The sequence below is a fragment of the Frigoribacterium sp. ME-P-080 genome (assembly GCF_030209595.1).
Classification (GTDB): domain Bacteria; phylum Actinomycetota; class Actinomycetes; order Actinomycetales; family Microbacteriaceae; genus Frigoribacterium.
This window is the reverse complement of sequence record NZ_JARVRR010000003.1, coordinates 39,440-65,176: the sequence shown is the minus strand read 5'-3', so window position 1 is coordinate 65,176 and position 25,737 is coordinate 39,440. Positions and strand designations below refer to the sequence as shown.

The following is a 25,737-nucleotide window of genomic DNA, read 5'->3' as shown; positions in this document are numbered from 1 at the left end:
GCACCGACTGCCCGACACGGCCTGTCGCCCTACTCTGACGTACCGCCGCCGACTTGTCCGATCATGCCACGCAGGTTCTCGAAGTACTCCGCGACGGCGTCGCGTTCGGCCGTGATCTCGGCCAGGCGTTCTTCGGCGTCACCGATGAGGTCGTCGGCCCGCTGCTGGGCATCGGCCAGGATCGACCGCGAGCGTTCGTCGGCGTTGGTGAGCACGTCGTGGGCCGTCTCGTCGGCGTCCGTCCGGGTGGTGCGGGCGTACTCGAGCGCGGTGCGTTCGAGGTCGTCGGCCTCGCGCCGGACCTCGGTGGCGCGACGGGTGGCCTCGGCGAGCTGCTCGGCCGCCGCGTCGAGCAGCTCCTGGGTCTCGGCGACGGCGTGCTGGTGTCGCTGCGTGAGCTCGACCTCGGCCTCGTCGCGACGGGCCAGCAGCTCGACCTCGAGGTCGGCGCGCCCCTGGTCGACGTCGCGGCGCAGGTCGGCGACGGCCCGTTCGCGGTCGGCCTCGAGCCCGGCGCGGACCCGGACGTCGTCGGCGGCCAGGCGGGCGCGCTGGGCCTCGGTCTCGTCCGCCAGGGCGGCGCGGGCCTCGGCGGTCTCGGCGGCGAGTTCGGCGCGTGCCTGCTCGATCTCGGTCGCGAGTTCGGCCCGCCGGTCGGCGTCCTCGCGGGCGAGACGGTCGGCCTGCGCCTCGCTCTCGCGGGTGAGGCGCTCGTCGGTCTCGACGGTGATGCGCGCGATGCGTTCGCGTGACGTGGTCTCGGCGAGGTCGAGTTCGTCGCGGCGGCGCCGGGTCTCGCGGTCGAGCTCGGTGCGGGCGTCGCCGACCTCTTTCTCGAGTTCGGCACGGGCCTGTGCGATCTCGGCCGCGAGGCGGTCACGACCGGTCGCGATCTCGCGCTCGAGCTCGACCCGGGTGGATTCGACCTCGTCGGTGAGGTCGGCACGGGTGGCGTCGACGTCGCGGGCGAGGAGCGCCCGGGTCTCGGCGACCTCGTGGGCGAGCTCGGCACGGGCCGCGGCGACGTCGCGTTCGAGTTCGGCGCGCTGGGCCGCGACGTCGTCGGCCAGCTCGGCGCGGGCGGACGTGATCTCGCGGTCGAGTTCGGCGCGGCGGGCGCCGACCTCGGCGTCGAGGTCGGCGCGGGTGGTCTCGTCGAGTCGGGCCAGCTCGGCGCGGACGGTGACGCCCTCGCGGTCGAGGTCGGCACGCTGGCGCCCGGAGTCGCTCTCGAAGACGGCTCGGGCCTCGCGCGTGTCGGCGGCGAGGGTCTCGGCCTCGTCGCGGGCCTCGGCGAGGTCGCGGGCGACGGCGGCCCGCTGCTCGGCGACCTCGTGCTCGATCTCGGCACGCAGTGCGGCCGCCTCGCGTCGTGCCGTCGAGACGTTCTGGGCCGCCTCGGTGGCGGCCGAGCCGCGGATCGAGATGGCGTCGCGCTGGGCCTCTTGCAGCAGGTCGCGTGCTTCGGCCTTGGCGCGTGCGACCAGACGGTCGGCGTCGGCGGTGGACTCGGCGACCTGCGCCGCGGCGCGGCCCCGGGCGTCGTCGAGCACCGCCGTGGCCCGTTCGCTCGCGTCGTCCAGCAGGCGCTTCGCCTCGGCCGTCGAGGACGAGCGCAGGGCCTCGGCGTCGATGTCGGCCTGGCTGATCACCAGGGTGGACTGCTGTTCGGCCAGACGCAGGGTCTGCTCGAGCTTGCTGCCGAGACCGGAGTACGTGGGGGTGCCGGCCTCTTCGAGCTCGGCACGGATCTCGTCCACCCGCTGCTGGAGGAACGCGACCTCGCTCGCCCGGTCGGCCCGGTCGGCGTTGGCCTTGATGAGCTCCCGCCGCAGGTCGCCGAGCACGCGGTCGACCTCGTCCTTGCGGTAGCCCCGGAGTTCGATGCCGAAATCGGCTTCGTCAGCAGCCACGGTGTCTCCTTCGATGCAGGGTTCGGACCAGGGGAGCGCGGCCCGCGACACGATGCTAGTGGGAGGCCCTCGACGGACCCCGATCCACGGGTTAGGTGCCTCTCAGCCTCGTCGGATACGCTGAGCCGTCTTAAATTCTGCTGCCGCGCCCGGCCCCCTGGCCAGGCTCGTGCGAGGCCCGTCGTCGACCACGACGGTTCCTGGCGCCCCGACCGGGATGGTGGCTCGGAGGGAGAGAAACGTGCGTTTCATCGTCGCAGTCGTCGTCGTCGTCCTGGCGGCGGTGATGGTGGCGTTGGGCTTCGCCCAGCGCACCGTCTTCGCACCGCCGCCGAGCGTGTCGTCCCAGGTCGACACCGCCGACTCCGACGCGACCGTCACGGTCGTCCCGGCCTCGGCGCTGCACGGCCGCGACGGGCGTCAGACGGTCTCGGTGTCGGGCGGCGACACCGCCTTCGCCGCCTACGGCCGCACGTCGGACGTCCTCGGGTGGGTCGGCGACGCCAGCTACAACGAGGTCGAGTACGACGAGGCGTCCGGTCGGCTCGTCAGCCGCACGGTCGCGGGCGACACCACCGAGGTGCCCGACCCGACGGACTCCGACCTCTGGTTCGACCAGTTCGCGGGCAACGACCTCACCTTCTCGCTCGACGCGCCTGACGACGTCTCCCTCGTCATCGTCTCGGACGGCACTCAGCCCGCCCCGTCCGACGTCCGCATCACCTGGCCGCTCTCGACCGCGACGCCCCTGGCCGGGCCGCTGATCGTCGGTGGGCTCGTGGTCCTGCTGATCGGCATCGGCCTGTACGTCTGGGCGATCCTGCACCACCGCCGGACGCGCGGCCCCCGTCGGCGCTCGGGTGACGGGAAACGACCCCGTCTGTCGCGTCGGGCCGGTCGCAAGGCGGTCAAGGCGCTCGACGCCGCCGGCACCGAGACCCTGGCACCCGGCCGCGGTCGTGCCCGCGGCATCCGTCGGTTCGTAGCCGTGGCGCCGATCGTGCTGGTCTCCTCGCTCGCCCTGTCGGCCTGCACCGCCGACTACTGGCCGCAGCAGGCGCCGGCGGCGGGTTCCGACTCGTCCACGCCGACCCCGACGCCCACCTCGACCGACGGCACGGACTCCGGCGACCAGGGCAACGCGCTGCAGCCCCCGGTGATCAGCGTCGCCCAGGCCAAGCGCATCGTCGAACGCATCTCGGCCACGGCGACCGAGGCCGACGCCTCGCTCAACGCCGACCTCGCCGCCACCCGTTTCACGGGCCCGGCCCTCGAGCAGCGTCAGGCGAACTACACGATCCGTTCCAAGGACGCCGCCGCCGCCGCGCCCCTGGCGATCCCCACCGGCACCGTCACGCTGACGCTGCCTCAGCAGGCCGACTCCTGGCCGCGCTCGGCGTTCGTCGTCGTGCAGGACGCCGACGCGAGCGTGGCGCCCGTCGCCCTCACCCTCGAGCAAGAGAGCGCCCGCGACCCGTACAAGGTCGAGTACGCGGTCAGCCTGCAGACGCAGACCCCGTTGACGGTCGCACCCGCCTCGATCGGCGCCGCCCGGCTCTCGCCCGACGTCAAGCTGCTCACGCTGCAGCCCGACCAGCTGGCCGAGGCCTACGGCGACATCCTGCGCAACGGCGACGAGAGCCAGTACGCCGCCCAGTTCCAGACCGAGGGCGACACGCTGCGCGAGAAGATCGGCAAGGCCTACAAGGACGCGAAGCGTGCGGCCCTGCCCACCACGGCGTCCATCGACTACACGTCCCAGGCCGACGACGAGACCCCCGTCGCCTTCGCCACGAACGACGCCGGTGCCATCGTCTCGGTCGCGTTGAACGAGATCGAGACCGTCAAGCCGACGGCCACGGGTGCCAAGGTCAACCCCGAGGGCACCGTCAAGACCCTGCTGGGGCTCGACGAGTCGTCGAAGGGCATCGAGGCGACCTACGGCGTCGAGCTCTTGTTCTCCGTCCCGCCCGTCGGCAGCGACGACCCCATCGTCCTGCTCGGTTTCAGCCAGGCCCTCACCTCTGCCAAGGAGCTGCCATGACCAACCTCCCTCCCGTCCCCGCCGGTCTCCGCGGCGCCGTCGACCTCTCGTCGCTCGTCAACCGCCCGCCGGCCCCCGCCCCGGCGGGTCCGTCCGCCGGGGCGCCCGTCGACGGTGCGCCCGCGGGAGGCGCGGGTGGCGTCCCGGCCCCGTCCACCGGTCAGGTCGCGGTGCCGGGCCTCGTGCTCGACGCGACCGACGCCACCTTCACGCAGGTCCTCGAGATCAGCAACACCGTCCCCGTGATCGTCGACCTGTGGGCGGAGTGGTGCGGCCCGTGCAAGCAGCTGTCGCCCGTCCTCGACAAGCTGGTCGGCGAGTACGCCGGCCGCCTGCTGCTCGTGAAGGTCGACGTCGACGCCAACCCCCAGCTGACGCAGGCCTTCCAGGCGCAGTCGATCCCGGCGGTCGCCGCCGTGATCGGCGGTCGTCCCGTCCAGCTCTTCGTGGGGGCCCTGCCCGAGGCCCAGGTCCGCGACGTCTTCGAGCAGGTGCTCGAGCTGGCCGCGCAGAACGGCGTGACCGGCACGGCGGTCGTCGACGGCGCCCCGGTGGGCGAGGCCGACGAGGTCGAGCCCGAGCCGGAACCGCTGCCTCCGCACCACCAGGACGCCTACGACGCGATCGACCGGGGCGACTACGCCGCGGCGATCACGGCCTACAAGACCGCGATCGCGCAGGACCCTCGTGACCAGCTCGCCGTGGCGGGCCTCGCCCAGGTCTCGCTGCTCGAGCGACTGCAGGGTGCGTCGCTGGCCGACGTCCGTGCGGCGGCCGCGGCCGCCCCCACCGACCTCGACGCCCAGCTCGACGTGGCCGACCTCGACCTCAGCGGGGGGCACATCGACGACGCCTTCGACCGCGTGCTGACCGTCTTCCCGTCGCTCGACCCCCACGGCCGTGACGCCGCCCGGGCCCGCCTGCTCGAGTACTTCGAGATCGTCGGGGTGGACGACCCCCGGGTGGCGACCGCCCGCCGTCGTCTGGCGATGCTGCTGTACTGAGCCGCGCCTCCTGCACGGACGACGGAACCCCCGCGACCCGGAAGGGGCGCGGGGGTTCCGTCGTGTGTCGGCGTCGGATCAGCGGCGCAGCTTGAGCCAGACGACCCCGAGCGGCGGCAGCTGGACGTCGGCGGCCGCGGGGCGACCGGCCCAGGGCTCGTCGGTGGCGGTGACTCCGCCGAAGTTGCCCACGCCCGAACCGCCGTAGACCTCGGCGTCGGTGTTGAGGATCTCGTCCCAGCGACCGGCCTCGGGCAGGCCGAAGCGCATGTGCACCGGTTCGCCCGAGAAGTTCGCCAGGACGGCGATCGACTCGCCCGAGCCGGACTTGCGCATGAAGGCCACGACGCTGTGCTGCGCGGCACCGCCGTCGATCCACTCGAAGCCGTCGGTGTCGAAGTCGTGCGCCCAGAGAGCCGGCTCGTCGCGGTAGACCTCGTTGAGGCGGGCCACCAGGCCGTGGAGCCCCTGGTGGGCGGGCTGGTCGAGGATCCACCAGTCGAGCCCTCGTTCTTCGCTCCACTCGCCGGGCTGGCCGAACTCGCTGCCCATGAAGAGCAGCTGCTTGCCGGGGTGGCCCCACATGTAGGCGAGGTAGGCCCGCACGTTGGCGAGCTTCTGCCACTCGTCGCCGGGCATCTTGTTGAGCAGGGACCCCTTGCCGTGCACGACTTCGTCGTGGCTGATCGGCAGCATGAAGTTCTCGCTGAACGCGTAGACGAACGAGAACGTGATCTCGCCGTGGTGGTGCGAGCGGTAGAGCGGGTCCTCGGCGACGTAGCCGAGGGTGTCGTGCATCCAGCCCATGTTCCACTTGAGGCCGAAGCCCAGGCCGCCCTCGCTGGTCGGGCGGGTGACGCCGGGCCAGCTCGTGCTCTCTTCGGCGATCATGACGATGCCGGGGTGGCGCTTGTACGCCGTCGCGTTCGCCTCTTGCAAGAAGCTGATCGCCTCGAGGTTCTCGCGCCCGCCGAACTCGTTCGGCAACCACTCGCCCTCGTTGCGGCTGTAGTCGAGGTAGAGCATCGAGGCGACGGCGTCGACGCGCAGCCCGTCGATGTGGAACTCCTCGAGCCAGTACAGCGCGTTCGAGACGAGGAAGTTGCGCACCTGCGAGTCGCCGAAGTTGAAGACCAACGTGCCCCAGTCGGGCTGCTCGCCGCGGCGGGGGTCGGAGTGCTCGTAGACGGCGCGACCGTCGAACTTCGCGAGGGCCCACTCGTCCTTCGGGAAGTGCCCGGGCACCCAGTCCATGATGACGCCGATCCCGGCCTGGTGCAGGCGGTCGATCAGGTAGCGCAGGTCGTCCGGGCTGCCGAAGCGGCTGGTCACGGCGTAGTAACCGGTGACCTGGTAGCCCCAGGAACCGCCGAAGGGGTGCTCGGCGAGCGGCATGAACTCGACGTGGGTGAACCCGAGCTCGCCGACGTACTCGATGAGCTGGTCGGCGAGTTCGCGGTAGTTCAGACCCGGTCGCCATGAGCCGACATGCAGCTCGTACACGCTCATCGGTCCGGAGTGGACGTCGTTCTCGGCCCGGGCGGTCATCCAGGCGTCGTCGGCCCAGGCGTGGGCGGCCTTCGTGACGACGGAACCGGTGAGCGGCGGCACCTCGGAGGTGCGCGCCATGGGGTCGGCGCGCTCGACCCAGACATCGTCGGGGGTGAGCACCTCGTACTTGTAGATCCCGTCCGTGACGCCGGGCACGAAGAGCTCCCAGACGCCGTTGCCGTCGAGGCGGCGCATCGCGTGCCGCTCGCCGTCCCAGCCGTTGAGGTCGCCCTTGACGCGGACGGCGCGGGCGTGCGGCGCCCAGACGGCGAAGGAGGTGCCGGTCACGCCCTCGTGCTCGCGGACGTGGCTGCCGAGCATCTTCCAGAGTTGCTCGTGGCGCCCCTCTCCGAAGAGGTACAGGTCGAACTCGGTGACGGTGGGGGCGAAGCGGTAGGGGTCGTCCGAGACCCACGCCGCGCCTCCTTCGTAGGTCGCCTCGACGGTGTACGCGCCGACGGGCTCGCTCGTGACGCCCTGCCAGAGGCCGTGGCCCACGTGCTCGAGGGCGAAGGACGACCCGGAGGCGCCGGTCACGGTGACGGTGTCGGCCAGCGGTCGGACGACGCGGACGGCGGTGCGACCGCCGCGGGGGTGGGCACCCAGGACGGCGTGCGGGTGGCCGTGGGTGCCGTTGGCGGCCGAGAAGACCTCGTCGTCGCCCAGGGCGAAGGAGGTGTCGGGCTCGGTCGGGGGAGTGGTGGTCATCGGGTCGCTCCTACGGGGCTCGGTTGAGGTCGACGGAGAGGACGTGCACCGGTTCGACGAAGGCGTCCAGTCGGACGTAGTTGTCGTCGCCCCAGGTCCACGACTGACCGGTGATCAGGTCGCGGACGGTGTAGGTGCCACCGGGCTGCAGGCCGAACTTCGTGACGTCGAGGTGGACGGTCGTCTCGCGCGCCGAGTGCGGGTCGACGTTGGCGACGACGATGATGCCGTCGGCGCGTCCGCTGCGGGTGTGCGCACGGGACAGGTACTTCGAGAACACGAGGATCGACTCGTCGTCGCTCGAGTGGATCTCGAGGTTGCGCAGCTGACGCAGGGCCGGGTGGGAGGCGCGGATGCGGTTGAGCTGCGTCAGGTACGGCGCCAGCGACGCCCCCGCCTCTTCGGCGGCGGCCCAGTCACGGGGCTTGTACTCGTACTTCTCGTTGTCGATGTTCTCTTCGCTGCCCGGGCGGGCGACGTCCTCGAAGAGCTCGTAGCCCGAGTAGACGCCCCAGGTCGGCGAGGCCGTCGCGGCGATCGCGGCACGGATCTTGTAGGCCGCAGGACCGCCGAACTGCAGGTAGGGGGTCAGGATGTCGTGCGTGTTGACGAAGAAGTTCGGGCGCAGCCAGGCGCTCGTCTCCTTCGACAGCTCGTCGAGGTACTCCTCGAGCTCCCACTTCTCGTTGCGCCAGGTGAAGTACGTGTACGACTGGTGGAACCCCACCTGCGCCAACGCCTGCATCATGGCCGGCTTCGTGAACGCCTCGGAGAGGAAGACCACCTCGGGGTTCGTCTGCCGGATCTCGTGCAGCAGCCACTCCCAGAAGCGCACGGGCTTCGTGTGCGGGTTGTCGACCCGGAAGATCGTGACGCCGAGATCGATCCAGTGACGCACGATGCGCAGCACCTCGCGGCTGACGCCCTCGTAGTCGTTGTCGAAGTTCAGGGGGTAGATGTCCTGGTACTTCTTGGGCGGGTTCTCGGCGTAGGCGATCGTCCCGTCGGGCAGGGTCGTGAACCACTCGGGGTGCTCGGTGACCCAGGGGTGGTCGGGCGAGCACTGCAGGGCCAGGTCGAGCGCGAGTTCGAGACCGGCGTTCTTCGCCGCGTCGACGAACCAGCGGAAGTCGGCGACCGTGCCGAGGTCGGGGTGCACCGCGTCGTGCCCGCCGTCGGGCGAACCGATCGCGTAGGGCGACCCGGGATCGTTCGGCCCCGCGGTCAACGTGTTGTTCGGGCCCTTGCGGAAGGTCGTCCCGATCGGGTGCACGGGCGGGATGTACACGACGTCGAAGCCCATGCGGGCGATCGAGGGCAGGCGGCGGGCCGCGGTGCGGAACGTGCCGCTCTTCCAGGTGCCGTCGGCCTGCTTGCGGGCGCCCTCGCTGCGGGGGAAGAACTCGTACCAGCTGCCGAGGCCGGCGCGGCTGCGTTCGACGCGGAGCGCCTCGGGGGCGCTGCGCGTGACGAGGCTCGCGAGCGGCGTCACCAGGAGGACCGCGGCGAGGCGCGGATCGGTGGCGACGCGGAGTCGCGAGGCGGGGGAGAGGGCGGGGTTCGCGAGGGCCTTGGCCGCGTCGCGGATCAGGGTCGTGTCGGGGTGGTTCTCGACGGCCTCGGTCAGCAGTCGACTGCCGAGGGCGAACGTGACCTCGACGTCGAGACCGGCCGGCACCTTGATCTCGGCCGCGTGCAGCCACGTGGCCCAGTCGTCGGTGTAGGCCTCGACCTGCCAGGACCAGTCGCCCTCGACCTCGAGCTGTACCTGGGCCGTCCACCGGTCGGTGCCGGGGATGCCGGCGACCATCCGGTGCCGGGTCTCGGCGCCCTCGGGGTCGATCGTGACGAGGTCGGCCCCGATCAGGTCGTGGCCCTCGCGGAAGACGGTCGCCCCGAAGGTGACCACCTCGCCGGAGAAGGCCTTCGTCGGGAACACTCGGTCGGGGGTCGTCGGGGTGAGGCCCGTGATGGGGATCCGCCCGACTCTGGGTTCGTATGCTGTCGCCACGTTGTCGACCGTACCCGGTCTGGCCCGCCCGGTCCCGGCCCGGGGCCCCGTAGGGCCGACGGTCGCGGATCGGGGTGCGGAAGAGGCGATTCGGGGTACAAAAACGTGTCCACCCTGTCGCCGACAGACGCCCCGGTCCGTTTTGTCCCCCCAACTGGGTGCATGCATCGGCATGAATCCCCTGTCGGCACTTTGGGGGACCGCGTAATGTCGATCCTGTCGTCGCGGCCTGCCCGCCCGAAGAACCCGAACTCCTCGAGAGCCCGGCGCCCGACGACACCGATCGGCCGCCCGACCCGGAGCCGACAGCCCCTGCAGCGCCGTGCGCCACCCCGAAGTCGACCCGACCGACGGCGCACGGCGGTGCTCGAGCGCGCCACGGCGCGCGGAACAGGACCGACATGAACAAGCTCGTCACGGGTGCCGTCGCCGGTGCCGCCGGCATCGCCCTCCTCCTCGGCGGCGCCGGGACCTTCGCCCTCTGGAACGCCAGCACAGAGGTCAACGCCGCCAGCGTCGCCTCGGGCACGCTCTCGCTCACCCAGTCGTCGGCGGGCAGCTGGACCGACGTGACGAACGGTCGCAGCACGGCCCTCACGGCCGCCCAGGTCGCCGCCTACAAGATCGTCCCGGGCACCAAGCTGCAGTTCACGCAGCCGATCACCATCGCCGCCTCGGGCGCCGACCTGCGCGCCGACCTGACCTACGACGCGACCTCGGTCACCGGCAGCCTCAAGCCGTACGTGACCAACACGATGGTCCTGTCGACGGCCGCCGGCGGCACGACGCTGCCCTCGGGCGTGACCGCGGGCAGCACGGCCGGCAGCTACGTCGTGGCTCCCGTCTCCGCCGGCAGCACCTCGGCCGTCGTGACCTTCGTCGTCGAGCTGCCCTCGACGGTGTCCGACGCCGCCAGCCAGGGCGGCACGCTCGACCTGAGCAAACTGACCTTCACGCTGAAGCAGCGCGCCATCGCGTAGCGGGTGTCGGCGGCCCGACGGCCACCGCACCCCGTCACCCACCGGCGACCGGACCGCACCCGACGCGGTCCGGTCGCCCCCTTCCGTCCGTCCGTCCCACCCAGGGACCCACGGGCCGCCGCATCGCACGATCGACCACCAGGGGGTGAGACGTTGACCGGACCGTCCCGCGGACGCGCGCGTCACCGCTCGGTCGAGCGCGCCTCCTCGTCCCGCCGTCCGCTCCGCTCGCTGTGGGCGGCGACCGCCGTCGTGGCCGGCGCGGTCACCGTCGCCCTCGTGGCGACCGGGGGGACCTACGCGCTGTGGAACTCCTCCGTCAAGCCGACGGCCGTCACGGTCGGGTCGGGGACGGCGGGCCTCTCGGTCGGCGCCGTCAAGGCCCTCGACACGTCCGCGCTCGGCCCCGGCGGCTCGACCGCGGGGACGTTCACCGCGACCAACACGGGGTCGGTCGACCTGGCCATGCGGGTGTCGGCCGGGACCACCACGGCGTCCGCGTCCGCCCTGCCCGGCGAACTGACCGTCAGGCTCGCCGCCGTGGCGAGGGCCGCGGACTGCGTCGTCGGCGTCGGCGGCTACTCGGCCCGGCCCGCCGCGTTCGACACGGGGAGCGGGTACTTCACCTTGCCGGCCGGAGTCACCGTCACCGGCTGCGTCGTCGTCACGCTCGACTCGGACGTCCCGGCGACCCTGCAGAACCAGACCTCGTCGATCGGGCTCGTCCTGACCGGGACGCAGGTGGCACCGTGACCGGGCGCCGCACCGTGAGCGGGCGCCGCACCGTGACCGGGCGCCGCACCGTGAGCGGGCGCCGGCCCCGGACGACCACGCGATCGACGTTGGCCGCCGTCGTCGTGGGCGTGATCGTCGGCGTGGCCCTGGCCTCGGGAGGCGCGGCGTCCGCCCTCTGGACGGCGTCCGCCACCGTCACCGAACAGGTCCGGACCGGTGCCGTCGGCCTCACGGCCGGCACCCTCGACGCCCTGCAGGCCGACTACGCCGGATCGACCAGGTCGCTCACGGCGCCCTGGACGTTCACGAACTCGGGGACGGTCGCGGCGTCCTACTCGACGAGCGGCAGCCTGAGCTCGGGCAGCTCCGCCGCCCTCGCCGCGTCGATCGCCGTCGTCGCGTGGCCGGTGACCCCCGCGTCCGCCTGCACGTCGACGACCGCCGTCGGCCCGGGCAGCGTCAGCGGCACCTGGTCCGCCGTGCCGAACCTCACCGGGACGTTGGCGAGCAAGGCCGCCGCGACCTGGTGCCTCCGCACCTCGATCGCGACGTCCTCTCCCACCGGGCGCGTGAACCCGGTCCTCACGGTGTCGCTCGCCTCCGGGTCGTGGGCCGCCACGCCGCAGGACCGCCGGATCGTCCAGAACAACACGATCGTCCCCCCGCAGACGGCGGTCTGCCGCACCGACGGCGAGGCCTACGCCTGGCTCGACTTCGACCCGTCGACCCGGGCGACCGCGACCCGGTACGCGACCTACGTCGGCGGCACCCGGATCTCGAACGACGAGCGGACCGGCGACTACCCGCACTTCGCGTTCACCCGCGACAACCTGCCCAGGGACCCCTTCGGCGACGGCCCGATCCACGTCGACATCCGCGTGATGGTCGACGGGCAGCCGACCGACCTCATGGCCGTCGGCACGGTCACGGTGGTCTACGACCAGTACGGCACGAGGAACATCCAGTGCGGGTGACCGGCGGTCGGGCGGTCGCGGTCGTCGTCGCCGTCGCGGCGGTCGTCCTGGGCCCCGGCGTCGTCTCGGCCGCGGCTCCCGCCACGGCCTCGACCGCGCCCCGCCTCATGGTGAGCGACGACGGCCGGCACTGGCAGGGTCGCCTCGACTCCGCTCTCTTCGGCGACGGGCTGCGGCTCGTCCCCGGGGCAGGCACGACGGGCACCTTCTTCGTCAAGAACCTCTCGAGCGAGCCCGCCGTGCTCAGCGCCCGCCTCGTCGACGTCACGACCTCGTCGCCCGCGTTCGCCGAGGCGGTCACGGTCCGTTCGCACTCCGACCTCGACGTCGGCGACCTGCCGCCCGTCACCCTGTCCGGAGACGGGTGCACCCCCGTGCTCGCGCCGGTCCGCCTCCCCGCCGGGCAGGAGGCCCCGGTCACCGTCTCGGTCGACCTCGACGCCTCCGCCGCCGCGGGCACCGGTGACCAGACCCTGGACTTCGCCGTGCTCGTCACGCTCACGGGGCTGGCCGGGTCGGCCGTGCCGGCCGGCTGCGCGTCGGCCGGGACCGCCGGCGCGGCCGACCCCGCCGAGACGAGCACAGGAGGCGCGGGAGGCGACCGTGCCTCGAGCGCGACGATCGAGGCGCTGGCGACCCGCGCCTCCTCGGCCGGTGCGGCCGACGAGACGGCGCCCTCCGTCGGCGACGGCGCCTCGCGCGGGGCCGCCGACGGGTCGGGCGCGGACACCGAGCTGCCCGTCCACTCCCTGGACGTGCTCGACGACTTCGTGCCGGAGCCCTTGCGGGGCAGCTGGCTGCCGCTGCTGATCGCGGCGATCGCGGTGCTGTCGGGCGCGTTCGTGGCGGTCGGGCGCCGTCGCCCGGACGAGGTCGACCCCTCGGGGGAGCAGCCGTGAGCGGCCGCCGCGCCGCCGTGAGCGGCCGCCGCGCCGCTGTGCGCGAAAAGGGGCTGGTGCACGCTCTCGGCCTCGGCCTCAGTGCGGGGCTGTTCGTGCTCGTGCTCGGCCTCGCGACCGTGTTGGTCGTCGTGCCGAAGGTCGCGGGGGCGACGCCCCTGACCGTGTTGACCAGTTCGATGGAGCCGCGGCTGCCCCCGGGCACGCTGATCGTGGTGAAGCCGACCCCGACCGACGAGATCCGGATCGGTGACGTCGTGACCTACCAGATCGAGAGCGGCCGCCCCGAGGTGATCAGCCACCGGGTGACCGAGATCGTGTCGTCGTCGGACGGCGGCACGGCGTTCGTCACCCAGGGCGACAACAACTCCGAACCCGACGAGGCGCTCGTGCTGCCCGAACAGGTCCGCGGCACGCTGTGGTACTCGGTGCCGTGGCTCGGCTTCGTCAACCAGGTCGTGAACGGCGACGCCCGGTCGTGGATCGTGCCGCTGCTGGCGATCGCGCTGCTCGGCTACGCGGGCTACTCGGTGGCCGCCGGCCTGGTGGAGGCGCAGCGACGGCGGGCGGGGACGCGGAAGGCCCGCCCGGCCCCGCGCTGAGCGGGGGCCGGACGGGCCCGGGGGAGGCGTCTACTTCGTGAAGCCGACGACCGTCCAGTCCACGTCGCTGGCACCGGCGCGGGCGCCGAAGTTCGCGAGCTCGGGGCTCTGGAACGAGATGTACGGCGCCTGGATGATCGGCATCGAGTGCCCGATCTCCCAGATCTTCTCGTCGGCCTGGTTGTACAGGTCGGCGGCCTTCTCGGGATCGCCCTCGGCGACGGCCTGGCTGAGCAGGTCGTCGATCTCGGGGCTCGAGACGCGACCGTAGTTCTGGCCCTGCTCGTCCGAGTTGTAGATGCTGACGCCGGACGCCTGGTAGCCGGTACCGGCCCAGACGAAGATCGTCATGTCGTAGTTGCCCGGGGTGACGTTGTCCTCGAAGAACGAGTCGACGCTGACGGCGTTGATCGTCAGCTTGATGCCGACCGCGGCGAGCTGGCTCTGCATGACCTCGGACAGCTGCTGCGAGATGGGCGTGCCGGACGGGATCGTCACGGCGATCTCGAGCTGCTTCCCGTCCTTCTCGAGCACGTCGCCGTTCAGCTCCCACCCGTCGTCGGCCAGGATCTTCTTCGCCTCGTCGACGTCGTAGTTCCCGGTCTCCTTCGCGTTGTCCTGGTAGGCGCCGTCGGTGCTGAGGAACAGGTGGTTGTTCAGCGTGGTCAGCTCGTAGGGCAGGGTGCCCGTGATGACCTTGCCGAGCGCCTCGCGGTCGACCGCGTGCTGGATCGCCTGACGGATCTTCTCGTCGGCGAGCACGCCCTTGGTGCTGAAGTCGACGTGCGTGTAGCGAGCCGACGGTGCCGCCCGGATGTCGGTGTCCTTCGCGTCCTTCAGGCGGTCGTAGCGCTCCGACGAGTTGCCCGTGACGAAGTCGATCTCACCGTTCAGGTAGGCGTCGACGTCGGCGTCGCTGTCGAGGGCGCGGAAGACCACCGAGTCCAGCTTCGGGGCGTCGCCCCACCAGGTCTCGTTGGGCACGATCGTGACCGTCTGGGCGGTCGTGTCGATCTTCTCGACCTCGTAGGGGCCGCCCGAGACGGGCAGGGTGTCGACGTAGGCCGTGTTGAAGGCGTTCGGGTCGTTGTAGAGGCTCGCGGGGTAGAGCGGGGCGAACATGCTCTTCCAGTCCGAGAACGGCTCGGCGTAGGTCACGACGACCTGCTTGTCGCTCGAGCCGGCCTCGACGGAGGCCATGCGGTCGGGGCCGAGGGTGCTGCCGACGAGGTACTCGGGGTTCGAACCGTCGAGTGCGGTCTTCCAGGCCTGGAAGTCGGCGACCGTGATCGGGGTGCCGTCGTTCCACACCGCGTCGGGGTTGATGTCGTAGGTCACGACCAGCGGGTCCTCGCTGGTGGCCTCGGCGCTCGTGACGAGGTTCTCGTCGATCTGCGCGACGCCCTTCTCGTCGATGCGGAACGGCTGGGGCAGCACGGCGCTCTCGATCAGCGAGGCGTCGGCCAGGGCGCCGTCGAGCTGGCCGTAGTTCCACTGCGAGGGCAGCTGGCTGAGCGGCAGGGTCAGCGTCCCGCCCTGCTCGACATCGGCCGCCGCCGTGGCGTTGATGTCGCCGTCGGGGGACAACTGGCCGTTCTTCGCGGCTCCGTCGCCGTCGTTGCCGCCGCCACCGCTGCACGCCGTGACGACGAGAGCGATGCTGACGAGGCCGGCCGCGAGGCCGAGCTTCTTCGTGATCTTCATGGCACTCCGAACTGAAGGGTGGTGAAAAGTGCTGATCAGACGGGATGCTGCATCGTCGTCGACTCGTGCGGGCACGCGTCGCGACACCTCCCGAGAGCTGACCGCGTGTGCCCAAATGTACGGACGCCTTGAATCCACGCAAACTTTCATGTGAATTTGTTACACGCTCGAAACCTGGCCAGCTGGTCGGGCCGCGGGGTACGTCTAGTGTGATCTGCCATGGCTCGATTCCTCGCCCGCCGGCTGGTGTACTACGTCGCCCTGGTCTTCATCGCGACGTCGCTCACCTACTTCCTCGCCTCGGCGACCCTCAACCCGCGCTCCGTCTACGCCGACCGCAACCCGCGTCCGTCCACCGAGATCGTCGACGCGAAGCTCAGCTCGATCGGGGTCAACGACAAGGACCCTCTCGGCGAGCGCTACGTGCACTGGGTCGGCGGCGCCCTCACGGGCGACCTCGGGCAGACCATCCAGGACAAGCCGGTGGCGCAGGAGTTCGGGCCGAGGCTGGGCGTCAGCCTGCGCCTCCTGCTGGTGGGATCGATCCTCGGCATCGTGCTGGCCGTCGTGGTCGGCACCTGGAACGCCATCCGGCAGTACGCGTTCTCGGACCGCGTGTCGTCGGTGCTGTCGTTCGTCCTGATCTCGACGCCGGTGTTCCTCACGGCGGTGCTGCTCAAGATCGGGGCGACGAAGCTCAACGACGTCCTGGGGTACCAGCTGATCACCTTCACGGGCGAGGCGACGCCCAACCTGACCGGCGGGCTCGGCACGATCGCCTGGGACCGCATCGCCCACCTGCTGCTGCCCACCATCTCGATCGGCGTCGGCCTGATCGCCGTCTACAGCCGGTACCAACGGGCGACGATGCTCGACGTGCTGCAGGCCGACTACATCCGCACCGCCCGGGCCAAGGGCCTGCGACGTCGGCCGGCGATCTTCAAGCACGGGCTGCGCACCGCGCTCATCCCGATGACGACGCTGTTCGCCTTCGCGTTCCTCGGGGTGCTGACCGGTGCGACCTTCACCGAGAAGATCTTCGCCTGGAACGGCCTCGGCGCCTGGTTCATCGACGCCGTCCAGGCCAACGACATCAACGTCGTCGTCACCTACACCCTCTACAGCGCCGTCGTCGTGCTGCTCGCCGGCTTCGTGTCGGACGTGCTCAACGCGGTGCTCGACCCGCGCGTCCGAGCGCAGAAGTAGGGCCGCGCCATGACCCGGTTCACACCCGACCTGCTCGAGGGGCCGTCCGACGCCGTCGTGCCCGAGTCGCGAGAAGAGGTCGCCGCCACGTCGACGAACCGCTTCGCGCTGACCTTCCGTCGCCTGTTCGCCAACCGCGGGGCCACCGTCGGGCTCGTGACGATCGTGCTGCTCTTCGTCTTCGCCTTCGTCGGCCCGCTCGTCTCGCCGTACGCCTACAACTACATCGACTACACGGCCCTGTCGTCGCCGCCGACCGGGGCGCACTGGTTCGGCACGAACAACATCGGCCAGGACGTCTTCGCGCAGACCGCGCGCGGCCTGCAGAAGTCGCTGCTGATCGGCCTGCTGGTCGCCCTGTTCTCGACGGTGATCGCGGGCATGCTCGGCGCGATGGCCGGCTACTTCGGCGGCTGGATCGACCGGGCCGTGATGGTCTTCGTCGACCTGCTGCTCGTGCTGCCGTCGTTCCTGATCATCGCGATCCTGTCGCCGCGCCTCAAGCAGTACGGCTGGTTGATCCTGGTGGCCCTGCTCGCCCTGTTCGGCTGGATGATCACGGCCCGCGTGGTGCGCTCGCTCACCCTCAGCATCAAGGAGCGCGAGTTCATCCGCGCCGCCCGGTACATGGGCATCGGCCACTTCACCATCATCGTGCGGCACATCCTGCCGAACGTGGCCTCGTTCCTCGTGATCGACGCCACCATCGCCATCGGGGCCGCGGTGCTCACCGAGTCCGGGCTGTCGTACTTCGGCTTCGGCGTGCAGCCGCCCGACGTCTCGCTCGGCACGCTGATCGCCCAGAACCAGAGCGCGGCGACCACCAAGCCGTGGCTGTTCTTCTTCGCGGCCGGTGCGCTGATCGTCTTCGCCCTCGCCAGCAACCTGCTGGGTGACGGGCTGCGGGACGCGCTCGACCCGACCTCGACGGCCGGGCGCACCGGTCGTCGCCGTCCCACCCGCGGGCGGACGGCCGAGAGCCGAGGAGGCGCGGTGCCGCTCGGGCGCACCGGCGGCGTCTCCGAGGCCGCGAGCCCCGCCCCCGGGGCCGACGTCGGCTCGCCGGCGCCGACCCGTACGAACGACGAGAAGGGGGAGCGCGCATGACGCTCACCGAACCGGTCGACCGCACCCGCGCCTCCTCGGCTCCGGTGCTCGAGGTGCACGACCTCACCGTGACCTTCCCGACCCCGGACGGCGACGTGCGCGCCGTGCGCGGCGTCGACCTGACGCTGCGCCGCGGCGAGGTGCTCGGCATCGTGGGCGAGTCGGGCTCGGGCAAGTCGGTCACGAGCCTGGCCGTGCTCGGCCTGCTGCCCGCCACGGCCAAGGTGACGGGGTCGATCACGCTCGACGGCGAAGAACTGCTCGGCCGCGGCGACAAGGCGATGTCGGCGATCCGCGGCAAACGGATCGCGATGGTCTTCCAGGACCCGCTCTCGGCGTTCACCCCGGTGTACACGGTCGGTCAGCAGATCGCCGAGACCGTCCTGATCCACCGCGGCGGCACGAAGAAGCAGGCTCGTGAGCGGGCGATCGAGCTGCTGGGGCTCGTGGGCATCCCCGAGCCGGAGCGACGCGTCGACTCGTTCCCGCACGAGTTCTCGGGCGGCATGCGGCAGCGCGCGATGATCGCCATGGCGATCGCGAACGACCCCGACGTCATCCTCGCCGACGAGCCGACCACGGCCCTCGACGTGACGATCCAGGCCCAGGTCATCTCGGTGCTGCGCACGGCGCAGCGCGAGACCGGGGCCGCGCTGCTGTTCGTCAGCCACGACCTCGGCGTCATCGCCGGGTTCGCCGACCGCATCGCCGTGATGTACGCCGGCCGCGTCGTCGAGACGGCGACGGCCGACGACCTCTTCGCCCACCCGCGCATGCCCTACACCGTGGGTCTCATCGGCGCGCTGCCGCGCCTCGACCAACGGTCGGACCAGCCGCTCGTGCCGATCCCCGGCACACCGCCGTCGCTGTTGTCGCTGGCGCCGGGCTGCCCGTTCGCGGCGCGGTGCCCCCTGGCGACGGCCGAGTGCCGGGTCGACGAGCCCGCGCTCGAGCAGGCTCCGGCGGTCGAGGCGGGTCACCGCGCGGCCTGCCTGCACGCCGACCAGCTGGTGGGGGAGGGCACCGACCCCGAGGACGTCTACGACCTGCCGCCCGTGCCGACCTCGGGCCTCGCTGCCGTCCCGCGGGCGGAGCGGGACCGGGTGCTGCACGTCGACGGGCTCGTCAAGACGTTCCCGCTCACCAAGGGGTCGGTCTTCAAGCGACGCGTGGGCAGCGTCTGGGCGGTCGACGGGGTCGACCTCGACGTGCGCGAGGGCGAGACCCTCGGCCTGGTCGGCGAGTCCGGCTCGGGCAAGAGCACGACGCTGCACGAGATCATGGACCTCCGGGTGCCCGAGGCCGGCACCATCGAGCTGCTCGGCACGGCCCTCGACCGAAAGCTCGACGGGTCGACGGTGAAGAGGCTGCGCGGTGCCGTGTCCATGGTCTTCCAGGACCCGATGGCCAGCCTCGACCCGAGGCAGCCGGTCAGCGACATCATCGCCGAGCCGTTGCTCGCGATCGGTCGGCCCCGCGACGAGGTGTCGCGTCGGGTGCCCGAGCTGATGCGCCTCGTCGGGCTCGAGCCCGCCGCCGCGACGCGCTACCCCCACGAGTTCTCGGGTGGCCAGCGGCAGCGCATCTCGATCGCGCGGGCGCTCGCCGCCGATCCGAAGCTCATCGTGCTCGACGAGCCGGTGTCGGCGCTGGACGTGTCGATCCAGGCCGGCGTGCTGAACCTGCTGGCCGAGCTCAAGGCGAAGCTCGACCTGTCGTACCTCTTCGTGTCGCACGACCTCTCGGTCATCCGTCACGTGGCCGACCGCGTCACGGTGATGTACCTCGGCCGCACCGTCGAGACGGGACCGGTCGACGAGGTGTTCGAGCACCCGCTGCACCCGTACACGCAGGCACTGCTGTCGGCCGTGCCGGTGCCCGACCCCGTCAAGGAGCGGGCACGCGAGCACATCGTGCTGCCGGGTGACCCGCCCACGCCGACCGTCAAGCAGACCGGCTGCCGGTTCCGCAGCCGCTGCCCGCTCTACGCGATGCTGCCCGAGGCCCAGCGGTCGCGCTGCGAGGACGAGGTCCCCGCGATGCTGCCGCACGGACGCGACGGTGCCGACCACACGGCGGCGTGCCACTTCGCCCGCGAGAAGCAGCTGGTCTGAGGCTCGGACGCTAGCCGACGAGCGCGGAGGCCGCGGTGACGACCGCCACGTTCACGGCGACCGTGCCCCAGAAGGCGACCTGGAACGACCGCTTGCTCGTCTTGTGCCGCAGCAGTTGTTGTGCGGCGAGGGCCCCGGGCCAGCCGCCGAGCAGGCCGAGCAGCAGCAGGACGCGTTCGGGCACGCGGCGTCGTCCTCGACGGGCGGCGGACTTGTCGAGTGCGTAGACGAGGGCCGTCAGCGCGTTGACGCCGACGAGTCCGCCGACCAGCCAGGGCGCGAGTCCGTCGAGTTGCGGGGACGTCGAGTCGCGGGTCAGGGCCCAGGCGGCTGCGGCGACGCCGAGCGCGACCACCAGCCCGACGACGAGGGCGACCTTGCCGGACCGCGTGGGACGGGGCGCCCGGGCACGTGGTGCCGACCAGCGCGAGCCCACGGCGGCCACCCGTACGGCCGCCGGGCCTCGGTCACCGTGGCGGTCGACCTCGTACGAGAACGTCTCGCCGAGCCGTGGTCGAGCGGTGCCGCGACCGAACGCCGTGATGTGGACGAACGCGCGGCCGCGCCCCGAGGCCGGGGTGAGGAACCCGAAGCCGCGGTCGTCGTCCCACGAGGTGAGCGTGCCCTCGACCCGGGCCGGGCTGCCGGTCATGCGCCCGACCCTAGCCCGCGTCGCCCGTGCCGCATTCGGCCATCCCGCCACGAGGGCGACATCCCGCCACGTTTTCGCGTGGCGGATCGTTCACTTCGTGGCGGCGTGGCCGCAGATCCGAGGAGGCGCGGCGCGGGTCAGTCGCGACGGATCGCCGCGTAGGAGCCGCCGGTGGCGCGCACGAGGTCGTCGGGTGCGATCTCGATGTCGAACCCGCGCCTCCCGCCGCTGACGAAGACCGAGGCGAAGGAGGCGGCGCTCGCGTCGACCACGGTCGTCGCGGCGGTCCGCTGCCCGAGCGGGCTGATGCCGCCCACGACGTAGCCCGTGCGGCGTTCGACCAGGGCGGGGTCGGCCAGCGAGGCCTTCTTGGCCCCGACGGCGGCCGCGAGCGCCTTGAGGTCGAGGCGACCCGAGACGGGGACGACGCCCACCACGAGGGTGCCCTCGGCGTCGACCACGAGGGTCTTGAAGACGCGTTCCGCCGAGAGGCCGAGCTCGGCGGCGGCCTCCTCGCCGAAGTTCGTCGCCGTGTCGTGGTGTTCGTAGGTGTGGGCCGTGAAAGGGATGCCGGCCGTGGTGAGCGCGACGGTGGCCGGCGTGGCGGGGCCGCGCGCCCCTCCGGACGCCTTGCTGGTCACGAGGCCACCTCGGTCGTCGTGGCGCGGAACACCACCACGGTCGGCCCCGAGACGAGCAGGTCGTCACCGGGGGCCGTCGCCTGCGGCAGGCTGCGGTCGTCGCTCGACCACAGGGCCTCGTACGCCGTCATCCCGTGGTGTCGGGGGAGCGTCACCGAGACGGCGGTCTCGGCCCCGTGTACCACGACGAGGACCGTGTTCGGCGCCTCGTGCTCGGGCGTCGAGGTCGCGAGGTACTGCATCGTGCGGACGCCGGGGTCGTTCCACTCGTCGGGACGCATCTCGTCGCCCGAGGCCGAGTGCCACGACATCTCGTTGGCGCTGAGCGTGCATGCGCCGTCGAGGCCGAACCGCGACGGGCGCAGGGCGGGGTTCTCGGCTCGCAGCCGGGAGAGCGTGGCGACGTCGTCGTGCAGGTCCCGGTGCCAGGGTTCGTCGGACCAGTCGACCCAGGTGAGCTCGCTGTCGGTGCAGTAGGCGTTGTTGTTGCCGTGCTGGGTGCGGCCGCGTTCGTCGCCGGCGGTCAGCATGGGGATGCCGGCCGACACGAAGAGGGTGGCGAGCAGGTTGCGCATCGAGCGGCGCCGGGCGTCCGAGATCCAGGGGTTGACGCTGTCGCCCTCGACGCCGTGGTTGAACGAGCGGTTGTCGTCGGTGCCGTCGCGGTTGTCCTCGCCGTTGCTGAGGTTGTGCTTGCCGTCGTACGACACGAGGTCGAGCAGCGTGAAGCCGTCGTGCGCCGTGACGAAGTTCACGCCCGACAACGGACCGCGCTCGTGGGCGTAGATGTTGCTCGACCCGCTGAGCTTCGACGCGAAGCTGCCGAGCCCGGACGGGGGTGCGCCCTGCGACCGGGCCGCGGCGATGTCGGTCAGCCAGAAGTCGCGGGCCCGGTTGCGGAACCGGTCGTTCCACTCGATCCAGCCGTCGGGGAAGGCGCCGGTCTGCCAGCCGCCCATGCCGACGTCCCACGGCTCGGCGATCATCTTGACGCCCTCGAGCGCCGGATCGTCCACGATCGCGCTCAGCAGCGGGTGATCGGGGTCGAAGACGTGGTCCGCGCCGCGTCCGAGGGTGGCGGCGAGGTCGAAGCGGAAGCCGTCGATCTGCACCTCGTCGGCCCAGTACCGCAGGGAGTCGAGGACGAGCCGCGAGGCGGCCGGCGTGCTCGTGTCGAGCGAGTTGCCGCACCCCGTCACGTCGACCGGCCGACCCTCGGCGTCGTGTCGGTAGTAGCCGGAGCCGTCGAGACCGCGCAGGCTCGTGACCGGGCCGCCGACCTCGCCCTCTTCGGCCGTGTGGTTGTAGACCACGTCGAGGTAGACCTCGATGCCGGCCTCGTGCAGCAGGCGCACCATGCCCTTGAACTCGCGGAGGATCGCCGAGGCGCCGGCGAGCTGCGCGTCGCGGCTGGCGTAGGCGGCGTGCGGGGCGAAGTAGCCGAGGGTGTTGTAGCCCCAGTAGTTCTCGATGCCCTGCGCGACGAGGCGCTGCTCGTCGACGTGCTGGTGCACGGGCAACAGCTGCACCGCCGTCACGCCGAGGCCGGTCAGGTAGGCGATGGTCGACTCGGCGGCGAGGCCGGCGTAGCTGCCGCGCAGCTCTTCGGGCACGAAGGGGGCCAGGCGGGTGAGGCCGCGGACGTGCGCCTCGTAGACCACCACCCGGTCGAGCGGCGTGCGGGGCTTGGACACCCCACCCCAGTCGAACGACTCGTCGACGACGGCCGACTGCCACGTGCCGCGTCCGGTGCGACCGAGCCCGCGCGCGTAGGGATCGAGCAGCTCGAGCGAGGGGTCGAAGGCGTTGCCGCCCCCGGCGGGGCCGTCCGCCCGCAGCCAGTACCGCCGCCCGGGGGTGAGGGCGCCGTCGGTGGCGCTCCACACGTCGTGTGCGTCGCGGACCATCGGGACGACACGGTCGTGCGGGGCGTCGTCGATCACGACGTCGATCCGGGACGCCGACGCGGACCAGACGCGCAGCGTCGGCCCGTCGGGGCCGGAACGGATGCCGAGATCGCGCAGGGGGTCGGGGTCGGTCACGCGTTTACAGTAGAGGAGGCGCGTGTCGGCCCCGAAATCATCGAGCGTCACCGCCCCACCCATCCTGAGGACCCGAACATGAGCGTCTACCTCGACCACGCGGCCACCACGCCGATGCACCCGGCGGCGATCGCCGCCTACGCCGAGGCGCTCGGCACGGTCGGCAACCCGTCGTCCATCCACTCGGCCGGCCAGAACGCCAAGCGCGTCCTCGAAGAGGCCCGTGAGCGCGTGGCCACGACCCTCGGCTGCGACCCGATCGAGATCGTCTTCACCTCGGGCGGCACCGAGGCGGTCAACCTCGCGATCAAGGGACTGTGGTGGGCGAGGCAGTCCGACCGACCCCGGCCGCGCCTCCTCGTCCCCGCCGGCGAGCACCACGCCACCGTCGACACCGTCGAGTGGCTCGAACGGTACGAGGGCGCCGTCGTCACCTGGCTGCCGCTCGACGAGCAGGGCCGGCTGCGCGTCGACGCCCTCGCCGCGGCCCTCGACGAGCACGACGACGTCGCCCTGGTCAGCCTGCTCTGGGCCAACAACGAGGTCGGCACGATGCAGCCCGTCGACGAGGTCGTGGCGCTCGCCGCCGCCCACGGGGTGCCGGTGCACTCGGACGCCGTCGCGGCCTACGGGCAGGTGCCGATCGACTTCGCGGCCTCCGGGCTCGCGGCGCTCAGCGTCAGCGCCCACAAGATCGGCGGGCCCATCGGCATCGGTGCGCTCGTGCTGTCGCGGTCGGCGACCGTCGTCCCCCTGATCCACGGGGGCGGACAGCAGCGACAGGTGCGCTCGGGAACGCAGGACGCCCCGGCCGCGGTCGCCTTCGCCGTGGCGGCCGAGCAGCCGCACGGGGCCTACGAGCCGCTGCGGGACCGGCTGATCGCCGGGGTGCTGGCGTCGGTGCCCGGGGCCGTGCTGCGGGGCGACCCCGTCGACCGGCTGCCCGGCAACGCCCACTTCACCTTCGACGGGTGCGAGGGCGACTCGTTGCTGTTCCTGCTCGACGCCGCCGGGGTCAGCGTCTCGACCGGATCGGCCTGCCAGGCGGGCATCCCCGAACCGTCGCACGTGCTGCTCGGCATGGGCCTGCCGGCGGACGCGGCCCGCGGTGCGCTCCGCATGACGATCGGCCACACGAGCACCGAGGCCGACGTCGACGCGCTGCTCGCGGCGCTCCCGACCGCCGTCGCGCGCGCCACGACGGCCGGTTACGCCGACCGCGCCCCGGTGCTCGGCGCCCGCTGATCCGGCCGCCGGGCAGGGCACCCCGGCCACGACCCCCGAACGGGTGGGTTGTCGCCCCCACGCGGGGGTGGTGTACTCGTCCCCAACACACGTGAGCACGCCTCACCGGCCGGGCCCCACCACCCCGCGCCGCCGCCGCATCCCGGCCCGCCGCCCGCTCACCACGGGCGTCCATCGCACCACCCCGAGCGCCGCCCCCACCAGGCGACGCGGATCAGGAGCACCACCATGTCGCAGCACCGCTCTGCCTCCGACACCCCTCACGGCGAGGTCCCGCGCGACGACGTCGAGGCGCTCGACCGGTCGGCGCCGAGACCTCGTCGCCTCCGCAAGGTCGCGGCGCTCGCCGCGGGCGGTGCGCTGGTCGTCGGCGGACTCGGCTACACCGTCGCGGCCTGGACCGACAGCGAGTGGGTCTACGCCGGGGACGGCACGGGCGGCCCCGGCATAGGCACCGGCACGTTCGAGGTGCAGCAGAGCGTCACCTCGCCCTACACGGCGGGCTTCTCCGACTACGAGACCGCACCGGGTCGCGGCACGGTCTTCACGCCGGGCGCGCAGACCCTCAGCCCGGGCGAGAGCGTCTACTCGGGCGTGGCCCTGCGGACGACGGCCACGACGAGCGTCCCCGCCGACGTGCAGGTCCGGGCCGCGGTGCCCGCCACCGGCGTGACCGTGGCCGATGCCGGGGGAGCGCTCTTCAGCGCCCTGACCGTCCGCGTCGCGACCGTCGAGGTCACGGCCGGGGGTGCCGCGCCGACCTGCACCGCCGCCGCGTTCACCGCGCCGACGACCATCGCCACGGGTTCGCTCTCGACGACGGGCGCCACGGCCACCCAACGACTCGCCGCCGCGTCCGGCACCACGCAGTTCTACTGCTTCGAGGTGACCCTGCCGGCGAGTGCCGCCACGTCGGCGAGCTCGACGCTCCAGGGCCGTACCGCCGCCCCGGCGTGGGAGTTCGCCTCGACCAGCGTCGAGTGACGGGCCGACCGGTGGTCGACACCGTGACCCGGCCCCGGGCGGAACGTCGGGGCCCCGAGGTCGAGCCGCGCCGGGCGGATCGCCGTGAGCGCCGTCGCCGACGCCCTCGCCGCCGACCGGTCGACGTCGTCAGCACGCTCCTGCTGTCGGTGGTCGGCCTCGTCGGCGCGGTCTGCCTCCTCTGGCTCGCCGTCTCGACGGTCCTCGGCCTCTCGCTCGTGGTCGTCCTGACCGGCTCGATGAGTCCCACCGTGCCCGCGGGCGGCGCCGTCGTCACCCGGGCGATCGCGGCGGCCGACGTGCGGCCCGGCGACGTGGTCACGGTGCCCCGACCCGGCTTCGACGTCCCCGTGACCCACCGGGTGGTCTCGACCACCGCCGTGCCCGGCGACGCCGCCGCGCGCTCCCTCGTGCTGCGGGGCGACGCCAACGACTCGGACGACCGCGACCCCTACGTCGTGCGCGACGCCCGGATCGTCGTCGCCTCGGCCCCGGGCCTCGGCTTCGTCCTGACGACGATGTCGACCCCGCCGGCCCGCGGGCTCGCGGTCGCCGTCGTCGGTGCCGCCGTCGTGCTGGCCTTCTGGCCGACGCGACGCGGCGCCGTCCGCCGAGGGTGAG

20 protein-coding genes are annotated in these 25,737 nt (G+C 72.3%); 13 read left to right on the top strand and 7 right to left on the bottom strand.

From position 1 onward, the window contains the following. Nucleotides 1-29: 29 nt before the first annotated feature. Entirely contained in the window at nucleotides 30-1,913 is a 1,884-nt protein-coding gene (locus QRN23_RS05495) for a coiled-coil domain-containing protein (RefSeq protein ID WP_285062824.1), read from the bottom strand. 241 nt (nucleotides 1,914-2,154) lie between these two features. On the opposite strand from QRN23_RS05495, the gene QRN23_RS05490 reads away from it, so the two are divergent. Next, nucleotides 2,155-3,957, top strand: a complete 1,803-nt coding sequence (locus QRN23_RS05490; protein ID WP_285062823.1) for a DUF8094 domain-containing protein — start codon at nucleotides 2,155-2,157, stop codon at nucleotides 3,955-3,957. Further along, a complete protein-coding gene (locus QRN23_RS05485) occupies nucleotides 3,954-4,961 on the top strand; it encodes a tetratricopeptide repeat protein (protein WP_285062822.1) in 1,008 nt (335 codons plus the stop codon). Before QRN23_RS05490 ends, QRN23_RS05485 begins: the two co-directional genes overlap by 4 nt. Before the next feature lie 78 nt (nucleotides 4,962-5,039). Here QRN23_RS05485 and glgB read toward each other — a convergent pair whose 3' ends face one another. Continuing rightward, entirely contained in the window at nucleotides 5,040-7,220 is a 2,181-nt protein-coding gene (glgB, locus tag QRN23_RS05480) for a 1,4-alpha-glucan branching protein GlgB (protein ID WP_173151071.1), read from the bottom strand. Between the two features lie 10 nt (nucleotides 7,221-7,230). Continuing rightward, nucleotides 7,231-9,231, bottom strand: a complete 2,001-nt coding sequence (locus QRN23_RS05475; RefSeq protein ID WP_285062821.1) for an alpha-1,4-glucan--maltose-1-phosphate maltosyltransferase — start codon at nucleotides 9,229-9,231, stop codon at nucleotides 7,231-7,233. Nucleotides 9,232-9,632: 401 nt separating this feature from the next. Between QRN23_RS05475 and QRN23_RS05470 the strand changes: the two genes are divergently transcribed. The 5 genes from QRN23_RS05470 to QRN23_RS05450 all read left to right on the top strand — a co-directional run bounded on the left by QRN23_RS05470 (nucleotide 9,633) and on the right by QRN23_RS05450 (nucleotide 13,421). Then, entirely contained in the window at nucleotides 9,633-10,211 is a 579-nt protein-coding gene (locus tag QRN23_RS05470) for an alternate-type signal peptide domain-containing protein (RefSeq protein ID WP_285062820.1), read from the top strand. A gap of 153 nt (nucleotides 10,212-10,364) precedes the next feature. After that, nucleotides 10,365-10,964 carry a TasA family protein gene (locus QRN23_RS05465; protein ID WP_159826314.1) on the top strand — a complete coding sequence of 200 codons (600 nt, stop codon included), beginning with the start codon at nucleotides 10,365-10,367 and terminating at the stop codon, nucleotides 10,962-10,964. Then, a complete protein-coding gene (locus tag QRN23_RS05460; RefSeq protein ID WP_285062819.1) occupies nucleotides 10,961-11,920 on the top strand; it encodes a hypothetical protein in 960 nt (319 codons plus the stop codon). Before QRN23_RS05465 ends, QRN23_RS05460 begins: the two co-directional genes overlap by 4 nt. After that, entirely contained in the window at nucleotides 11,911-12,819 is a 909-nt protein-coding gene (locus QRN23_RS05455; protein WP_285062818.1) for a hypothetical protein, read from the top strand. The genes QRN23_RS05460 and QRN23_RS05455 overlap by 10 nt, the downstream gene beginning before the upstream one ends. Nucleotides 12,820-12,875: 56 nt before the next feature. Beyond that, entirely contained in the window at nucleotides 12,876-13,421 is a 546-nt protein-coding gene (locus tag QRN23_RS05450) for a signal peptidase I (protein ID WP_285062817.1), read from the top strand. Nucleotides 13,422-13,451: 30 nt separating this feature from the next. On the opposite strand, the gene QRN23_RS05445 is transcribed toward QRN23_RS05450, so the two are convergent. Continuing rightward, nucleotides 13,452-15,125 (bottom strand): ABC transporter family substrate-binding protein, encoded by a 1,674-nt coding sequence (locus QRN23_RS05445; protein WP_159826322.1) that lies wholly within the window; start codon nucleotides 15,123-15,125, stop codon nucleotides 13,452-13,454. 219 nt (nucleotides 15,126-15,344) lie between these two features. Here QRN23_RS05445 and QRN23_RS05440 point away from each other — a divergent pair, with 219 nt between their 5' ends. The 3 genes from QRN23_RS05440 to QRN23_RS05430 are packed head-to-tail and all read left to right on the top strand — an operon-like array spanning nucleotide 15,345 to nucleotide 19,552. Then, nucleotides 15,345-16,331, top strand: a complete 987-nt coding sequence (locus tag QRN23_RS05440) for an ABC transporter permease (RefSeq protein ID WP_056046129.1) — start codon at nucleotides 15,345-15,347, stop codon at nucleotides 16,329-16,331. A 9-nt stretch (nucleotides 16,332-16,340) separates the two neighbouring features. Next, nucleotides 16,341-17,438 carry an ABC transporter permease gene (locus QRN23_RS05435; protein ID WP_159826324.1) on the top strand — a complete coding sequence of 366 codons (1,098 nt, stop codon included), beginning with the start codon at nucleotides 16,341-16,343 and terminating at the stop codon, nucleotides 17,436-17,438. Next, complete coding sequence (locus QRN23_RS05430) at nucleotides 17,435-19,552, top strand: ABC transporter ATP-binding protein (protein ID WP_056046127.1); 2,118 nt, start codon at nucleotides 17,435-17,437, stop codon at nucleotides 19,550-19,552. Before QRN23_RS05435 ends, QRN23_RS05430 begins: the two co-directional genes overlap by 4 nt. A gap of 10 nt (nucleotides 19,553-19,562) precedes the next feature. Here the strand turns inward: QRN23_RS05430 and QRN23_RS05425 are convergent, their stop codons facing one another. From QRN23_RS05425 to glgX, 3 genes are all read right to left on the bottom strand, one after another. Further along, nucleotides 19,563-20,204, bottom strand: coding sequence for a DUF1294 domain-containing protein (locus QRN23_RS05425; RefSeq protein WP_285062814.1), 642 nt, complete (start codon nucleotides 20,202-20,204; stop codon nucleotides 19,563-19,565). Between the two features lie 137 nt (nucleotides 20,205-20,341). After that, nucleotides 20,342-20,845 (bottom strand): Cys-tRNA(Pro) deacylase, encoded by a 504-nt coding sequence (gene ybaK / locus QRN23_RS05420; protein WP_056046122.1) that lies wholly within the window; start codon nucleotides 20,843-20,845, stop codon nucleotides 20,342-20,344. Beyond that, nucleotides 20,842-22,887 carry a glycogen debranching protein GlgX gene (glgX, locus tag QRN23_RS05415; RefSeq protein WP_285062813.1) on the bottom strand — a complete coding sequence of 682 codons (2,046 nt, stop codon included), beginning with the start codon at nucleotides 22,885-22,887 and terminating at the stop codon, nucleotides 20,842-20,844. The genes ybaK and glgX overlap by 4 nt, the downstream gene beginning before the upstream one ends. A gap of 78 nt (nucleotides 22,888-22,965) precedes the next feature. Between glgX and QRN23_RS05410 the strand changes: the two genes are divergently transcribed. The 3 genes from QRN23_RS05410 (at nucleotide 22,966) to QRN23_RS05400 (ending at nucleotide 25,736) form a co-directional block, all read left to right on the top strand. Next, nucleotides 22,966-24,132 carry a cysteine desulfurase family protein gene (locus QRN23_RS05410; protein WP_285062811.1) on the top strand — a complete coding sequence of 389 codons (1,167 nt, stop codon included), beginning with the start codon at nucleotides 22,966-22,968 and terminating at the stop codon, nucleotides 24,130-24,132. A 228-nt stretch (nucleotides 24,133-24,360) separates the two neighbouring features. Continuing rightward, nucleotides 24,361-25,116 (top strand): acyl-CoA dehydrogenase, encoded by a 756-nt coding sequence (locus QRN23_RS05405; protein WP_285062809.1) that lies wholly within the window; start codon nucleotides 24,361-24,363, stop codon nucleotides 25,114-25,116. A gap of 11 nt (nucleotides 25,117-25,127) precedes the next feature. Beyond that, entirely contained in the window at nucleotides 25,128-25,736 is a 609-nt protein-coding gene (locus tag QRN23_RS05400; protein ID WP_159826335.1) for a signal peptidase I, read from the top strand. Nucleotide 25,737: the final 1 nt, after the last annotated feature.

Bases quoted from the DNA above. Each gene is read 5' to 3' on its own strand.
- QRN23_RS05485 (WP_285062822.1), top strand. From the start codon at position 3,954: ATGACCAACCTCCCTCCCGTCCCCGCCGGTCTCCGCGGCGCCGTCGAC.
- glgB (WP_173151071.1), bottom strand. From the start codon at position 7,220: ATGACCACCACTCCCCCGACCGAGCCCGACACCTCCTTCGCCCTGGGC.
- QRN23_RS05470 (WP_285062820.1), top strand. From the start codon at position 9,633: ATGAACAAGCTCGTCACGGGTGCCGTCGCCGGTGCCGCCGGCATCGCC.
- QRN23_RS05445 (WP_159826322.1), bottom strand. From the start codon at position 15,125: ATGAAGATCACGAAGAAGCTCGGCCTCGCGGCCGGCCTCGTCAGCATC.
- QRN23_RS05440 (WP_056046129.1), top strand. From the start codon at position 15,345: ATGGCTCGATTCCTCGCCCGCCGGCTGGTGTACTACGTCGCCCTGGTC.
- QRN23_RS05435 (WP_159826324.1), top strand. From the start codon at position 16,341: ATGACCCGGTTCACACCCGACCTGCTCGAGGGGCCGTCCGACGCCGTC.
- QRN23_RS05430 (WP_056046127.1), top strand. From the start codon at position 17,435: ATGACGCTCACCGAACCGGTCGACCGCACCCGCGCCTCCTCGGCTCCG.
- QRN23_RS05425 (WP_285062814.1), bottom strand. From the start codon at position 20,204: ATGACCGGCAGCCCGGCCCGGGTCGAGGGCACGCTCACCTCGTGGGAC.
- QRN23_RS05410 (WP_285062811.1), top strand. From the start codon at position 22,966: ATGAGCGTCTACCTCGACCACGCGGCCACCACGCCGATGCACCCGGCG.
- QRN23_RS05405 (WP_285062809.1), top strand. From the start codon at position 24,361: ATGTCGCAGCACCGCTCTGCCTCCGACACCCCTCACGGCGAGGTCCCG.